Source organism: Clostridium neuense (assembly GCF_045310695.1).
Lineage (GTDB): Bacteria > Bacillota > Clostridia > Clostridiales > Clostridiaceae > Clostridium_S > Clostridium_S neuense.
The window spans coordinates 324,434-340,680 of record NZ_JBJIAA010000001.1 but is presented as its reverse complement, the minus strand read 5'-3'; the positions used below and the strand labels follow the sequence as shown (position 1 = coordinate 340,680).

Sequence of the window (16,247 nt, the reverse complement as noted above, 5' to 3'; positions counted from 1 at the left end):
GTGGATGTTAAAAGCTTTTATTTATTATATATAAATTAAGGTATCTTTTAAGGTTTTATTATCTTTCATAGCTAAAATTAGTTTTCCTGCGGCAGAGGTGTTACCTATTAAGTATCCACCTGAAAGAACATTGTTTATAAAAAACAAAGTTTTGCATTCATTTAATTTAAGATTAAGGAATTCAAGTTTTTCATTTTCATCATTTGTTACATTGCCAAAGGATACTACAGAGGTACCTAGAGCATCAAATATTACAGAGGATACAAAATCTTTAAATGAAAGTTTATCGCCTATAGCATTAGCACCTGCTGTCTTACCCATCTCTACAGCAGCAGTCCAGTTACCATAAATAGTTCCATTTAGTTCAGCAGCATCACCAGCAGCATAGATATCCTTTATATTTGTTTCCATATTCTCATTAACTAGTATTCCTTTATTCGTTTTAATTCCACATTCTTCAGCAAGCTTTTTGTTTGGTCTTATTCCTATTGAAAATAAAACCATATCTGCATCAATTGTTTTGCCGCTTTTAAGTTTTACACCAGTAACTGAAGCATCGCCTAAAATTTCAATGCAGGAATCGTCTAGTAGGAGATTGATTCTGTATTTTGAAATAAGCTTTTCAAAAAGTTTAGCTCCAGGTTTATCGAGCTGTTTTGGAAGTAGTCTGTCGAAAAATTCTACTACAGTTACATTTAGTCCGGATTTTTTTAGCTCTGAGGCAGCTTCAAGACCTAAAAGTCCTCCTCCTATTACAACTGCATTTTTGGAAGATTTCATATAGTTCTTAATGTTATTTGCATCATTTATATCTTTTAAAGTGAAAATTCCTTCTTTTTCAATTCCAGGCAAATCTGGTTTAAAGTTATGACTTCCAGTTGCTAATATTAGTTTATCATAATTTGTTTTACTTCCATCAGAAAGCAAAAGTTCCTTATTTGAAGGTATAATTTTATCAACTGTGGAATTTAGTCTTAACATAATGTTATTATCTTCATACCAACCGTGAGGGGATACAAAAAATTTGCTGTCTTCAATATTTTCTGTTAAGTAATCAGAAAGTTCTGGTCTAAAGTAGGTCAGGTAGTTTTCTGAGGATATAATTTCAACAGTACACTTGGTATTTCTCTTTCTTATAGCTTCAGCAGCATGATAACCAGCTGCACCATTTCCTAAGATGACTATCTTTTCTGTAGTTTCACTTTTAAATGAATTTTTATTCTCAGTTATTTCTATAAATTGATCTTTGCCGGCACCACACACAGGGCAAAATTCAGGAGGTTCATTTCCTTCAAATACAACACCACATATTATACATTTCCATTTCTTTACGGTAGAAGAGCTTTTTATATTAGCAGAAGTTTTATTTAAATTTTCCTTTATTTTTTCTGCAAAACTTTTACCAAAGTGATAAGCACGATTATTATCTTCGTCAGAAGGCTTAAAATTGATTTTTAAACCCGGAACAGGAATTCTCATTCTAAGCTGTCTCAATCTTTCTTCCATATTAGGTACAGCTTCTCCGCTCCAACCATAGGAACCAAAAGCTCCAGCAAATCTTCCACCATGAATTATAGGATTTAGTGAGTTTATTATGTCATAAATTGGCCTTAAAGCATCACTAGTTATAGTAGGTGAGCCAAAAAGAAAACCTACTGAAGAATTAAGTTTTTGTATAATCTCTTCCTCTTTACTATAAGTTACATCAAAAGAGTTTATAGTAAAATCATCTACAGATTTTATTCCTTCTGATATTTTATCAGCAATTTCTTTTGTATAACCATAAGCTGATACATAGCAAATAGTTATTTCTTTTCTCTTAAATATGTCTTCTTCTGTACTCCACTTTTTATAAAGCTCAACAATTTTTTTTGGATCATCTCTTAATATAGGACCATGTCCTGGGCAGATTATATCTATTGGCAAGTTTTCTATTTTAGCACATGCCTTAAGAACATAAGGCTTAAATGGACCCATTATGCAATCAAAGTAATATTTTAGTGCATCTATATACTTTTCTTTGTCCTCTATAAGATCGTTAAATATTTTTTCACTTGAATAATGGCAGCCAAAAGAATCACAAGTTATAAGAAGCTTTTCTTCAGGAACATAAGTATATATTGTATCAGGCCAATGTAAAAGAGGAGCCGAAATAAATTTAAGTGTTTTTCCACCAAGATCTAATGAAGAATTATCTTTAACTTCAATAGCTTCAAAAGGACGATTTACAATATTTTTTAGAAACTTTATAGCTGTACTTGAACCAACTACTTTTGCATTTTTCGCGATATCAAGAAGCTTTTCTACGGAACCTGCGTGATCTGGTTCTGTGTGATCAACCACAATATAATCTATGTTTTTAATATCAACATTAAGAGATTCAAGTCTTGCTAGATATTCATCGAAAAACTTTTCTTTTACAGTTTCAAAAACAGCTGTTTTTTTAGAACCTTTTACAACATAGGAATTGTAGGTTGTGCCATACGGTGTATACATTACTATGTCAAAAATCCTAAGATTAGGATCAAGGGCACCAACCCAATAAATGTCTTTTTTTATTTCAATTGCTTTCATCTTTATCACTCCTTAAATTATTATTAAAGGATAATAATTATTAATTATATTTTAATGTTAATTTACGTAAAAATCAATACTTTTATCTATTTTTATAGCAAGAAGAAGAAATAACATAATATTTTTTTGATAATTTACCGAAGTAATAGGGATCATTATAGTAACACTTTTTGCTATAGTTTTAACAGAAAATGTGGTATCAATTAGTAAGGTTTTAACTTATTTAAGTCTTATTTTAATGATGTAGTTTATGGTAAATACTCCTGTTTCCTCCTTAAATATTTTAGAGATATACAGGACTTAAGCACATGTTTTTAGATATTTTATACAAAGAAATATTATGTATATAGGAAATAATTTCTTTAACTATATTGGACTTTTATGAAAATTAAAAGTTATAATTATATGTTTTTTTGAAATTAAATATGTCTAAAAAGATTTCTTTGGTAATGTGATTAGGAGAAAAATTTCTTATATTTATATTATTAAATCCAATGTGAATTTCATTCATATTTTCATATTTATTTTAACACATAATTGTAAAGGTAAATAGATAAGTTGAAGGAATTTTTATGGACAGTTTAAAATGGATTTTGGCTATGTAAAGCAGCATAGGTTTATAATGATAATGGTTATTATCATGGTTGTTATTGCTTCACTTTGTTGAATTCAAGTATGTGGATAATGGAAAAATCATTGAGATTGGAAATTACGAGGAGCTTATGAGTAAAAAGGCTTCATACTATGAACTTTATATGTCACAATACAACATATTAAAAGCAATATGAGGTGACAGCATTAGTTTAAGCTTTAATTAGAAAAACGGCTGCTTTTTAGACAGTCGTTTTTCTTGGATTTTTTATATTAAGTTTTAAAAATAAAGATCTCTTTCACCATTTTCAATTCTAGCTAGTCTAGCAATGGTTTCCTTTTTTGTAGCTTCAGAAGTAATCTGTTCTAGATTCTTTTCTATTGTATTCTTACCTATTTCTCTTAATTCATCATCTGCATAATCAATTAAATATTCTTTAAAGGTAAGTATTGCGTTAGGAAGACAGCAGTTATGAATTTGGCCAGACTTAGCAAGTGCCATGAAACGTTCACCCGTTCTTCCTTGTCTATAACAAGCTGTGCAGTAACTTGGAATATATCCTTTTGCACATAGTGATTTCAATATTTCAATTGGAGTTCTATCATCATTTACTACAAATTGTGGAGGATCAACTTGAGAGCTATCTCCAAATTCTTTTTCATAACCTCCGACGTCTGTAGCAGAACCAGCACTTATTTGAGAAATTCCAACAGATATAACTTCTTCTCTAAATTTAGGTTCTTCTCTTGTTGATAAAATCATTCCAGTGTAAGGAACTGCAAGTCTTAATATTGCAACAAGCTTCTTAAAGTCATGATCAGAAACAAGGTAAGGGAAGTTTGAAAAATCAACTCCACGGGCAGGTCTTATTCTAGGCATTGATATTGTATGAGGACCAACTCCATTGAACCTTTCTTCAAGATGCTTAGAGTGTAAAAACATTGCAATAGTTTCGTATTTATAATCATATAAGCCATATAAAACACCAATTCCGACGTCATCAATTCCAGCTTCCATGGCTCTTTCAAGTGCTGTCATGTGGTAGTCGTAATCGTGTTTTGGACCTGTTGGATGCATTTTACTATATGTTTCTCTATGGTATGTTTCAGAAAATAAAGTATAAGTACCTATTTTGGCTGCCTTAAGTTTTTTGTAGTTCTCAATTGTTGTAGCTGCAATATTAACGTTAATTCTCCTCATTTCACCATTACCACTATGAACCTCATAAATTGTTTTCATGCAATCTGTAACATAGTCTATAGGACAGTTTACAGGGTCTTCACCGGCTTCGAGAACAATTCTTTTATGACCTAAGGATTGAATTAATTCAACTTCACGTATTAGTTCCTTTTTAGTGAGTTTTTTTCTTACGCCTTTGTTTTCACAGTTATATCCACAGTACCTGCAGCCATTAACGCAGTAACTACTTATATAAAGAGGAGCAAACATTACTATTCTATTTCCATAAATGTTTTGTTTTATTCTTATTGCAGTTTTGTATATTTTATCAAGTGTATTGTCATCTTCAATATGGAGTAGCACTGATACTTCTTTAGGATCAAGCCCCTTACATTTTGAAGCTTTGTCGATAATTTCATTTACAAAATCGTTATCTTTTGCTTTTTCTTTACCATATTCAAGATATTCGTGTATTTTTGCGTCATCAATAAAATCTGCTTTTTCATGATTAAGCATAAGCTATTAGCCTCCTAAGATTTTTTGGACATAGCTGATTTTACACTTACACCAGATATTTTACCGAGCTTTCCTGTCATGGCACTTAATTCATCTGAAGTGCCGTCTACTATAATTGAAATAACAGATAGTCCTCTTTCTCTATAGGGGATACCCATTCTTCCAACTATTATTGAACTATACGTATGGAGTATTTTATTGACTTCTGTTGCCATTTCTAAATTCTCTACTATTATTCCTACAACAGCAATTCTTTTATCCAAAATAATCACCTCAAAAATAAAAACACCCTCCATACAGGAAGGTCTATATTGCTTAAAATAAATGCTTAATTCAAACCCTTCCTTTTACACGGTTAAATACTGTGTAATTAGAAAATCTAAGCTAATTGTTATTTGTCTTTGTCCATAATTGAAAGAAAATCTCACAAAACAGACAACTATATTATCGCATAAAAATTTAACTTAATCAATTATAATTTTTATTTGTTAAATTTTTCTTAATTGTAATTATTTGTTGATTTTATTTTACTTATGTAGTAACATTATGAATTAGTGGTTTTATCAATAATCGGAGGAGAAAATATGGAATTATCAAAATTTACAGGATTTAAGGACAAAATTTCTATAAATATAGGTAAAGTAATAATAGGAAAGAAAGATAGTATAGATAATATAATAACAGCATTTATATGTGGTGGACATGTTTTACTTGAGGATGTACCAGGTCTTGGAAAAACTAAACTTGCAAGGGCTATGGCAAAATCGCTAAATTGTACTTTCACAAGAATACAATTTACGCCGGATATACTTCCATCAGATTTAACAGGAATATATTATTATAATCAAAAAACTTCAGAATTTGAATTTAGAAAAGGACCTATATTGAGTCAATTTATATTAGCAGATGAAATAAATAGGGCTACGCCAAGAACTCAGGCTGCACTTCTTGAATGTATGGAAGAGTCGCAGGTAACTGTTGAAGGAAATACAATAAAGCTTGAATCACCTTTTTTTGTTATGGCAACTCAGAATCCTGTTGAACAATTTGGAACATTTTCACTTCCGGAGGCTCAACTTGATAGATTCTTTATGAAATTATCTTTAGGATATCCTGAATTTGATGAAGAAATGAGTATGATGGATAGATTTATGCTAGAAGATCCATTAGATAATTTACAGGCTGTGGTTACTATGGAGGAAATAAAATATGTACAAGAACAATTTGTTAATGTACATATAAGTTCAGAAATAAAAAAATACATATTAAATATAATAAGTGAAACAAGAAGCAACAGTGACATAGAGGTTGGATGTAGCCCAAGAGCTACACTAGCACTTATGAAAGGTTGCCAAGCATATGCAGCTATAAGTGATAGGGATTATGTTATACCTGAAGATGTAAAGAAAATGAGCGTGCCAATATTAAGTCATAGATTAATCCTTAAAAATGGTTATGATTCTGAAAATGGTGGAGAAAAAATCATTAATAAAATTTTAAACAAACTGGAAACTCCAATTGAAGCTATAGGATAAGATATTAACTGGAGTGGAGAGTAGAGTTAAGTTGAGGAAGTGATTGTTATGGCTGGATATATAGTATTCATAGTGGTTGGAATAGCTCTTATTTATTTAGGAAAAGTAACAAGAACAAAAGGTTTTGAAAATTTAAATATAAAAAGAATAATTGAAAAAAATCTAGTTAGAGTTGGAGAAGAATTTAAAGTAGTAACAGTTATTGAAAATAACAAATGGTTTCCAATTTCCTTTTTGACATTAAAAGAGTTTGTAACCAAGAATATAAAATATACTAATTCCCATAAATCTTCCAGGAACGGCAATGATTTTGTTTATGAAAATAACTATTCAATAGGGAGCCATGAAAGGGTAAGAAGGACATATAAAGCAGTGGCTAATAAAAGAGGAACCTATATTATAAGCCATATGGAGTGTATTATAGGAGATATGTTTGGTTTTTCATATAATAATAAGGAATTTAGAGATTATAAGGAAATTTTGGTTTATCCAAAGGAAATAGATATAAATAAAATTAAGTTTGATTGTAAGGGGATTCAGGGTGACACTATTGTAAAGAGATGGATCTATGAAGATCCAATTTTTATAAAGGGTGTACGAAATTATAGCCCTGAAAGTAGAATGAAGGATATCCACTGGAAGGCAAGTTCTAAGCTTGGAAAGTTCATGGTTAAGGAATATGATCATACTTCAGATATACAGTTTAATATAATTTTAAATGTTCAATGCGGAAAAGTTCACTGGCAAAACATAAATGAGGAGTTAATAGAAAAATGTATAGAGGTTACGGCAGCTGTTGCAAAAAGTGTATTGGGAGAAGGAATCCCGGTTGGAATAGGTACAAATGCTATGTTAGTATCATTTAATGGTTATTGCAAATCTGATATTAAACCATCCTTAAATTCATTGGAAAAAATACTTCAGTTTTGTGCAAGAGTAGGGTATGATATACAAACTTCCTTGTATAATTACCTCAAGCAAAATGTACAAAGCTTTTCTACAAACAGCACATACATTCTAGTAACACCATATATTGATGAGGATAGTGAGAACTTGCTTTTTAAACTCGGAAAAGCTGGATATTCAATTAAAATCATTGATGTATCCATGAATAAGGCGTTAAAGAATATAAGAGGAATAGAAAAGATTGTCTATGAAGGGGTGATACAATGAGCTTAAGTAGGCAAATAAGAAATATATATACAATTAATTTTCTTATATTTTTATACATAATTTGGAGTGCATTGAGTGGTATTGGTTTTGAAAATAAAGCTGATTATAAATTGTACATTATAACTCTTGTAGGTATTTTTATTATGCAATATATATGCTATAAAAAGGTTAATAAAATTATAAGTGCCTTTATATCCTCAAGTATTGCTCTTTTATTAATGTATGCTTTTATAAATAATTTTAATTACTTGATTATGGATATGATATATTACATATTTATAGTATTTTTATTTGGAAAGTATGATAAGAATTCTCTAGATTACTATAAATTAAAGGACTACGCTAGAAAATCTATATATATAATAATTGCTGCGGCATTAATTATTTGTAAGTTTGATATATATGGAAAGCAAGAAATATTAAAATTTTATATAATTTATTTGGCTTCAGCAATAATTCTTCTTAGACAGTCTAGAGCATATATAAGTAATTTAGATAAAAAGGTATCTGTTAAAAATGATATTTTAATTAGTATAGTGTTAATAATATTTTGCTTTGATTGGGTTTCAAACAGAGTTTTTGAGCTAATAAGCTTAATTTTTTCATTTATAAAATTGCTTCTGTCATATGCAATTATTCCATTAGAATATATAATGATCAAATCTGTGTACTTAATTTGTTACTGGATAGGACCAAGTTTAAAAAAGATAATAGCTGAATTGTTAAAAGCTGTTACAAGGAATAATGATAATTCACCAATAAAAAGTTCGAATAACTCAAATTTAGACTATTCTAAATTTGGAGTAAATAACCGTAATATTCCGAGTTGGATGCCTCTAGTTTTAGAATTTTTAGTGGTTTTGATAATAGTTTACATCATATATAAATTTATGCAAAGATATTCAGATAGTAAGGTAAGAGAAATTTCTGATGGAGTCTTCGAAGAAAGAGAGAAAATTAAAAGTTATAAACCTAAAAAAAGAACTAAAAAGTTTTTTGATTTCCTTAGAAAAGGCAAATCTATTAATGATAAAGTGATTTACCTATTTACTAAATTTGAATATATTGCTTTTAAAAATGGAATACTTAAAAAATCAATGACAGCTAATGAACTCGTAGAGGCCGCTGAGGAACACTTTAATATAGATAATGAAATTAAAGTTTTAGCTAATATATATAATGAAGCAAAGTTTTCAGGAAGAGATGTGGACGAAGATAAATATTATAGCTCTTATAAAGTTTATTCAAGAATAAGGAAAACATTGGATAAAAGAAATAAAGATAGTTAATTCAGAAATTAGAAGTATTCAGTTATAAAATTGTATAAAACTTAAATTTAAAGGTTTAATGTAAAAAATAGAAGTTTTTATTTTACATAAAATGGTATAGAATGTATTATATACAAGATTTATTTGTAGGTATATAAAGTATGATTAATGGTAAAAATATTTAATAATATGGAAAGATTTTATTTAAATTACTGGGCGAAAGGAGAAAGCGTTAGTTATTATTATCTATTCAGCGCAAATAAGTAAAATGGAAAATATAAATTACGTAGAAAATTCAAACAAAGAGTTTATGGAATTTATGGAAACGGCAATTTCAACTGAAATAGATTGTTATATAATAGATTCAAGTTTTACAAAAGATTTTAATACAAGATTAATTCAGGTTATGGAGGAAATACGAAAAGGTAATCAGGATATAGAATTTAGTATAATTTTTAATGTTGATAGAGAAATATCATTAATTGATTCTTTAATACTTGGAAATTTTGCTGCTGATTTATATTTTGTTTACATGAGTAAATATTATAAAAGTAATGATTTGCAGACTATTTTAAATTATATGCACAGCGAAAGCGATGCTGAAAAAAGGAAATTTATAATTAATTCTATTGATGTGCTTTATGGTATATTTAATGAAATGTTCAAGGATATAAGGTGCAACAAAAGCATATTGTGCAGGTATCAAGAATATTATAATTTAGGAGAATTAAAGGAGAAAAAAATTTCACTTATGGTATTGGTAATTTTAGTATTAGAGGATATATGCAAATATTTTAGAATAAGAAATGGTTTATTAATAGAAGGTTGCAAAGAAATTTAAGACATATGTGTTAAGAAATCGACAACTTTTATTCCTATGTTTAGCAATATTGGGTGAAAACGTTTTTTAAACATTAAGAAATATAAAATATAATGTAGTAAAATAATATAAAAAAAATTTAGTGTCAAAAAAATATGAATGAAAAAAAGATTCAACTATCATGAATTGACAGAATTTTTGTAATGCTTGTGTTAATATTTTATCATAAATATAGGGAGGTTGGATACATGGAGATAGTTGAATCTATGATTAAGGAAATTCAAGTAGAGGATAGAGTGTGTAGGTATGAGTATATGCTTACTAAAGGTGAGGTATCTTTAAGCTATGCTAGTGGAATTATGAATATTCAATCTTATGGAATAGAGGTTGATAGGAGAGACTTTATTAATGGTAATCTTGTGAATGTAGATCATGATGGGGTTAAAAATATAAGTTCTGATAGGTACAAAGTACATAATCTCCTTAAGATTTTGTATGAAAATATAGTATCACCAATTAACTTTGTTGAAATTATTGGTGAGTGCATTGATGAATATGCATCAGATTACGATAGTTTTTATAATGATATTTTAAGTTGTTAGGGAGGGAGCTACTCCCTTTTTTATATTGTCAAATTTATAAAATTAAAAATCATTTTCGTGTAATTGTTTACAAAACTTTACTCTTTAGCTTCTAGTATATATAATTTAAGCATATACGTAGTTTGGTGTCAGTTCCATTGTCCTTATAATTTTGGTACATATGTTAATATAATTGACAGCATTAGTGGTAAAACAATTAAAGGGGTGAAGGTTATGATTTTAGGGATTGGAGTAGATACAATAGAAATATCTAGGATAGAGGAAGCAGTAGAATTAAATGCAAATTTTATTGACAAGCTATTTAGTAAAAATGAAATTGAATATTTAAAAACAAGAAATCTAAGAGCAGAATATGTAGCAGGGCGATTTGCTGCGAAGGAAGCCGTCTCTAAGGCTTTAGGTACAGGTTTTAGAGGGTTTAACTTAAAGGATGTAGAAATTGATAGAAATTCATTAGGTAAGCCTATTGTAACTTTAAGAGGAAAAGCTAAGCAAATAGCAGAAAAAAATGGAGAATATAAAATGCATATAAGCATCTCACATGATAGGCATAGTGCCATTGCATATGCGGTTTTGGAGGTGCTTTAGTTTGAGGTTTGCAAATGCTGAGACTATGAAAAAAATAGATGAATTTTGCATTCAAGAGCTTAAGATACCAAGTATAGTGCTTATGGAAAATGCTGCATTTAAGGTGGCTAAAAATGTAGATGATAACGTAAAAAATATATTGATTGTATGTGGCACTGGCAATAACGGGGGAGACGGCTTTGCTGCTGCTAGACAACTTTATAAAAAAGATAAAAATGTTACTGTTGCTTTGATTGGCGATGCTGAAAAAATGAGCAGTGATTGTAAAGTTAATTATGAGATAATAAACAATATGAAATTAAATATCATTAATATAAGTAGAAGAGAAGATATATCTTATTTTAAGGATATGCTTAATAAATCAGAAATTATAATAGATGCAATTTTTGGTACAGGAATTAATAGAAATATAGAAGGTATATTTAGTGAAATTATTTCTGAAATAAATAACAGCAAGAAATATATTTTATCTATTGACGTGCCTTCAGGATTAAATAGTGATAATGGATTAATAATGGGAAATGCCATAAGAGCAAATAAAACAGTTTCTTTTGAAGTATATAAAACTGGATTTTTAAAGTATGAAACTGATGCATATACTGGAGATATACTTGTAGAAAATATAGGTATTCCAGAATTTGTGCTAGACAAGTTTTGTGATGATAATTTTATTTTAGATGAAAATATAATTAAGAAGGGTATAGTAAGAAGAAATAAGTACTCTCATAAAGGAGATTATGGGAAGGTTATAATTTTTGCTGGCTCAGTAGGATATTCTGGTGCTGCATATATTTCTACAGAAGCATCCGTGAAAACAGGTTCTGGACTTGTTACATTATGCACAAATAGGGAAATTCAAAATGTATTAAGCGAAAAATTAGTAGAAGCAATGACTGTGGCTTATGATGAAGAAGAAAAGATCAATACACTTATAGAAAGCAGTAGTGTAGTTGCTGTAGGACCGGGGATGGGGAACAACGAAGTTACACTTGATATATTAAAAAAAGTAATTTGTACATCAAAATCGCCAATTGTTATTGATGCTGATGGAATAAATGTGCTTAAAGACAATATTTCTCTTTTATCAAACAAAGTAGCACCTGTTGTCATAACACCTCATCTTGGAGAAATGGCTAGACTTACGAATATGTCTATTGAAGAAATAAAGGGTAATAGAATAGAGATAGCTAAGGATTTTGCACGCCAATTTGACGTAATAGTTTTGCTCAAAGGTTACAATACAGTTATAACAGATGGTAAGTTTACAGCAGTAAATTCTACTGGTAATAGTGCAATGGCATCTGGGGGAATGGGTGACTGTTTAACAGGAATGATAGCATCTTTTATAGGACAGAATTATCATCCATTTAAGGCTGCTTGTATGGCAGCTTATATTCATGGATACTGTGGTGAAACACTTTCAAAAAAAATGTTCAGTGTTACAGCTTCAGATATAATAAAGGAAATTCCATATTCAATAAAAACATTCATAAATTAATTTCTAAAGGAATATGAATTTAGTAATAGAAATTTTAAACAAGGAGTATTGGTGAAAGAGAAAGCAAAACTGTTTAAAATATTTTTATGTGGATGCATTATAATTATTATTGCTGCAATAGCGGGTACATATTACCTTTTAAGGGCAATAAATTCTAGAGACAAAAATGTTGTAGATCATTTAAAGGAACTTAAAAGCTACAGCTGTGATATGAAGTTCATAGTGAAAAATGATAAACAAAATTTGGAATACAACTGCCGTCAGTACTATTTATATGGCAAAGGATATAGGTTAGAAATAAACAAAGAGAGAAATTTGATTTATAAGGAAAATGCGGTATATGTTTTTGATAAAGAGAATAATAAAGCCTATGCTAAAGCTGATAAACAAGATGATATATATAAATTTAGTTTTATAGGTGAATATATTGGAATGCTTTATACTAATCAAAATATAAACTATTCAATAAGAAAAATTAATGGAGTTGAATATGCTCTTATAAAAATTGAGATACCAAACCAAAACAGGAATACAAAATATGCTGTTATGTATGTAAATGGAAAAAATAATGTACCATATAAGGTGATTATATGCGATGAGGACAATAAAGAAAAAATGGAAATTGAATATAGTAATTTTATACCTAATGATAATTTAGATGATAAATTATTTGAGGTTCCTAAGCTGTGATATTTTGAGGATAATAAGTACCAATATAATGAAATATACAATTATGGGTGGTTCTTGTGATGAATATAGTTTTAATGTATCATTAAAATTGTGTACAAAAATAGCAGCTTTTAGGACGGTGAAATTAAATGTTTAGACATATAAGACCAGTATGGGCAGAAATAAATTTAGATAATATCGCATATAATATGCAGAAGATAAGACAATGTTCAAAAAGTAGAGATATAATAGGTATAGTAAAAGCTGATGCTTATGGGCATGGAGCAGTTGATGTTGCACCAGTTATTCTTAAAAATGGTGCAAATAGATTGGCAGTTGCTGTTTTAAGTGAAGCTGTTGAGCTTAGAAAGTCTGGGATAGATTGTCCTATAATGATATTAGGATATACCCCCCTTAGCATAGGAGAAAACTTATTTAAGTATAATATAGAACAAACTGTATTTTCAGTTGACTATGCTAAGGAATTGTCTCAAATGGCTCAAGAAAGAAATGTTGATGTAAAGATTCACATAGCACTTGATACTGGTATGGGAAGAATTGGATTTATGCCAGATGAAAAAAGTGTTGACGATGTGTATAAAATAAGTAAATTTCCTAAAATAAAAATTGAGGGATTATTTTCACATTTTTCTACAGCAGATGAAGAAAATAAAGATTATACCTATCTTCAATTTGAAAGATTTAATTGGTTTTATGATAAGCTTGTTAAAAAAGGAGTAAGTATAAATATAAGGCATATTGCAAATAGTGCTGCTACAATGGAACTTCCAGAGACACACTTTGAAGCTGTAAGACCAGGCATAATACTTTATGGATATTATCCTTCAGAATATGTTGACAAGAGTAGACTTAGCCTAAAACCAGCAATGGAGTTGAAAACTAATATAGTGCATATAAAAGAAATGAAAAACGGAGAGTTTATAAGCTATGGAAGAAAATTTGAATGTAAAAGGAAAAGTCTAATTGCAACACTTCCTGTAGGTTATGCTGATGGATTTACAAGAATGCTCTCCAATAAGGCAAGGGTTATTATTAATGGAAAATTTGCTAATATTGTAGGTAGAATATGCATGGATCAATGTATGGTTGATGTAACTGATATTCCGGATGTAAAGGTTGGAGATGAGGTTGTGCTTATGGGGGAAGCTCATGGAAAATCTATTACAGCAGATGACATAGCAGAAGCGCTTGGAACTATAAATTATGAGGTTATCTGCATGATAAGCAAAAGAGTTCCAAGAGTGTATATAAGTAATGAAAAAGTTGTGAAAATAAGGAACTATATATAGATGGCACATATTGGAAGCACAAAAGTTTAACAAATCCTTTGACATATTGACATTTATTGAATTATAATAAGTTAAATACATATATTTGTGATGTTTTTTAGGAGGTATTAATTTTTGTATGTCAAATTCGAAGAGATTAGTGATAAACATCTCAGAAAAGCTTTGTAGTGAGTTTGATAAAGCTCTTAAAGAAGATAGAAAAAAAAGAAGTGAATTTATTAGAGAAGCAATAATATTATATATAGAGAGGAAAAAAAAGCTTGATCAGGCTGAAGACATTAAAAGAGGTTATATTGAGATGGGCAAAATAAATGCTGAAATCTCTGAGCTTGGTATATCCTCTTATTTAGAAGAATTAGATCAATATGAAGTGATACTATCGGAGAGTGATTTTCCTGATGACGATAATGATAGTGAAAAGAGGAGATATATTTTATGCTGATCTAAGTCCTGTGGTTGGATCAGAACAAGGTGGTATACGTCCAGTTATTATAATTCAAAACGATGTAGGTAACAAGTATAGTCCAACTGTAATAGTTGCAGCTATTACTTCTCAGATAAATAAGGCAAAGCTCCCAACACATGTTGAGATATCGTCAGAGGAGTATGGACTTAACAAAGATTCAGTAGTTTTACTTGAACAGATAAGAACTTTGGATAAAAGACGACTTAAGGAAAAAATAGGTCATATGACAGATATTGATATGGAAAAAGTAGATACTGCCCTTCAAGTTAGTGTGGGCTTATCGAAAAGTGAATAAATTAAGCTTGTTTCTAGTATAAATTTGTATAGTTTGAGCACTATTCTTTATAAGGGTAGTGCTTTTACTTAGTCAGAGTATTACTTGTAAAATTATGAAATTGATCATTTTAATTTTTCATGTTGTCTATCTATACATATATTATGAGGTGATTTAATGAAGAAATTTAAAGAGTTTGCATTTATAACATTAGGAGATATATTAGTAGCTATGTCCATAAAGTTTTTTCTTGAGCCTAACAGAATAGCCGCAGGAGGAACTTCGGGTATAGCTATAATAATACATAGCTTTTTTAGCTTTATGCCAGTTGGTGTATTAATGATAGCTATGGATGCAATATTATTTACTATTGCTATGATAGTTATTGGGAGTAAATTTGGATTTAAAACTTTGTATGCGAGTTTTTGCCTAAGTGGTTCTTTAATATTGATGGATAAATTTATTCCATATGGAGCAATAACAAAAAATTTACTTCTTGCAGCTGTTTTTGGTACATTTCTTTCAGCTATTGGGATGGGAATTATATTCAATCAAAATGCGTCCACTGGAGGAACTGACATTGTAGCCAAAATAATAAATAAGTTTTTGCATATAGACATAGGAAAATCACTTCTTCTAGTAGATTTTATAGTTACTCTGTTTGCAGGTATGACATTGGGAGCAGACATAGGAATGTATTCACTTCTTTCTGTAATAATAAATGGATTTATGATTGATTTTGTAATAGAAGGTCTTAACGTATGCAAGCAAGTAATGGTAATAAGCTCTAAAAGTAAAGAGATATCAAGATTCGTAATGGAGGAACTGGATAGAGGCTGCACCGTGCTTCAAGGAAAAGGCGGATATACACTTAATGATACATATATACTATACTGCGTACTTAATCGAAGTGAATTTATAAAACTAAAACAGTTTATAAGGGAAAATGATGCTTCAGCCTTCATAACCGTCAGTGATGCCCGTGAAGTCCTAGGAAACGGATTTAAAGATATACACATCTAGAGTTTGCGCGGGAGCGCATATGACTTCAAAAAATAAAATAAAAGACGATGTAAAGCGAAGCAAGATACAGTCACTATGTATAATCTAGAGTTTGCGCGGGAGCGCATATGACTTCAAAAAATAAAATAAAAGACGATGTAAAGCGAAGCAAGATACAGTC

At 29.6% G+C, this 16,247-nt stretch carries 15 protein-coding genes; 12 read left to right on the top strand and 3 right to left on the bottom strand.

The window, feature by feature from the left end:
- Positions 1-24: 24 nt before the first annotated feature.
- The 3 genes from ACJDT4_RS01495 to ACJDT4_RS01485 form a co-directional block, all read right to left on the bottom strand.
- Positions 25-2,574, bottom strand: a complete 2,550-nt coding sequence (locus ACJDT4_RS01495) for an FAD-dependent oxidoreductase (protein ID WP_406785757.1) — start codon at positions 2,572-2,574, stop codon at positions 25-27.
- Between the two features lie 871 nt (positions 2,575-3,445).
- The gene (gene hydG, locus ACJDT4_RS01490) at positions 3,446-4,861 is read right to left on the bottom strand and encodes a [FeFe] hydrogenase H-cluster radical SAM maturase HydG (protein ID WP_406785756.1); all 1,416 of its coding nucleotides are present in this window, start codon (positions 4,859-4,861) and stop codon (positions 3,446-3,448) included.
- 14 nt (positions 4,862-4,875) lie between these two features.
- Entirely contained in the window at positions 4,876-5,124 is a 249-nt protein-coding gene (locus tag ACJDT4_RS01485) for a TM1266 family iron-only hydrogenase system putative regulator (protein WP_406785755.1), read from the bottom strand.
- A gap of 321 nt (positions 5,125-5,445) precedes the next feature.
- Between ACJDT4_RS01485 and ACJDT4_RS01480 the strand changes: the two genes are divergently transcribed.
- The 12 genes from ACJDT4_RS01480 (at position 5,446) to ACJDT4_RS01425 (ending at position 16,087) form a co-directional block, all read left to right on the top strand.
- Positions 5,446-6,396 carry an AAA family ATPase gene (locus ACJDT4_RS01480; protein WP_406785754.1) on the top strand — a complete coding sequence of 317 codons (951 nt, stop codon included), beginning with the start codon at positions 5,446-5,448 and terminating at the stop codon, positions 6,394-6,396.
- A gap of 48 nt (positions 6,397-6,444) precedes the next feature.
- Complete coding sequence (locus ACJDT4_RS01475; RefSeq protein WP_406785753.1) at positions 6,445-7,569, top strand: DUF58 domain-containing protein; 1,125 nt, start codon at positions 6,445-6,447, stop codon at positions 7,567-7,569.
- On the top strand, positions 7,566-8,858 hold the full coding sequence (locus ACJDT4_RS01470) for a hypothetical protein (RefSeq protein ID WP_406785752.1): 1,293 nt from the start codon (positions 7,566-7,568) through the stop codon (positions 8,856-8,858). Before ACJDT4_RS01475 ends, ACJDT4_RS01470 begins: the two co-directional genes overlap by 4 nt.
- 247 nt (positions 8,859-9,105) lie before the next feature.
- A complete protein-coding gene (locus tag ACJDT4_RS01465) occupies positions 9,106-9,678 on the top strand; it encodes a hypothetical protein (RefSeq protein WP_406785751.1) in 573 nt (190 codons plus the stop codon).
- Positions 9,679-9,905: 227 nt separating this feature from the next.
- Positions 9,906-10,259 carry a DUF6514 family protein gene (locus ACJDT4_RS01460; RefSeq protein ID WP_406785750.1) on the top strand — a complete coding sequence of 118 codons (354 nt, stop codon included), beginning with the start codon at positions 9,906-9,908 and terminating at the stop codon, positions 10,257-10,259.
- Between the two features lie 213 nt (positions 10,260-10,472).
- Positions 10,473-10,847: a holo-ACP synthase gene (gene acpS / locus ACJDT4_RS01455; protein ID WP_406785749.1), complete on the top strand. Its 375-nt coding sequence runs from the start codon at positions 10,473-10,475 to the stop codon at positions 10,845-10,847.
- Between the two features lies 1 nt (position 10,848).
- Positions 10,849-12,345, top strand: a complete 1,497-nt coding sequence (locus tag ACJDT4_RS01450) for an NAD(P)H-hydrate dehydratase (protein ID WP_406785748.1) — start codon at positions 10,849-10,851, stop codon at positions 12,343-12,345.
- 51 nt (positions 12,346-12,396) lie between these two features.
- Positions 12,397-13,035: a germination lipoprotein GerS-related protein gene (locus tag ACJDT4_RS01445; protein WP_406785747.1), complete on the top strand. Its 639-nt coding sequence runs from the start codon at positions 12,397-12,399 to the stop codon at positions 13,033-13,035.
- 128 nt (positions 13,036-13,163) lie between these two features.
- A complete protein-coding gene (gene alr / locus ACJDT4_RS01440) occupies positions 13,164-14,324 on the top strand; it encodes an alanine racemase (protein ID WP_406785746.1) in 1,161 nt (386 codons plus the stop codon).
- A gap of 118 nt (positions 14,325-14,442) precedes the next feature.
- Complete coding sequence (locus tag ACJDT4_RS01435; protein ID WP_406785745.1) at positions 14,443-14,766, top strand: CopG family ribbon-helix-helix protein; 324 nt, start codon at positions 14,443-14,445, stop codon at positions 14,764-14,766.
- On the top strand, positions 14,723-15,085 hold the full coding sequence (locus ACJDT4_RS01430) for a type II toxin-antitoxin system PemK/MazF family toxin (RefSeq protein WP_406785744.1): 363 nt from the start codon (positions 14,723-14,725) through the stop codon (positions 15,083-15,085). The genes ACJDT4_RS01435 and ACJDT4_RS01430 overlap by 44 nt, the downstream gene beginning before the upstream one ends.
- A gap of 156 nt (positions 15,086-15,241) precedes the next feature.
- Positions 15,242-16,087: a YitT family protein gene (locus ACJDT4_RS01425; RefSeq protein ID WP_406785743.1), complete on the top strand. Its 846-nt coding sequence runs from the start codon at positions 15,242-15,244 to the stop codon at positions 16,085-16,087.
- The last annotated feature ends 160 nt before the right edge of the window (positions 16,088-16,247 follow it).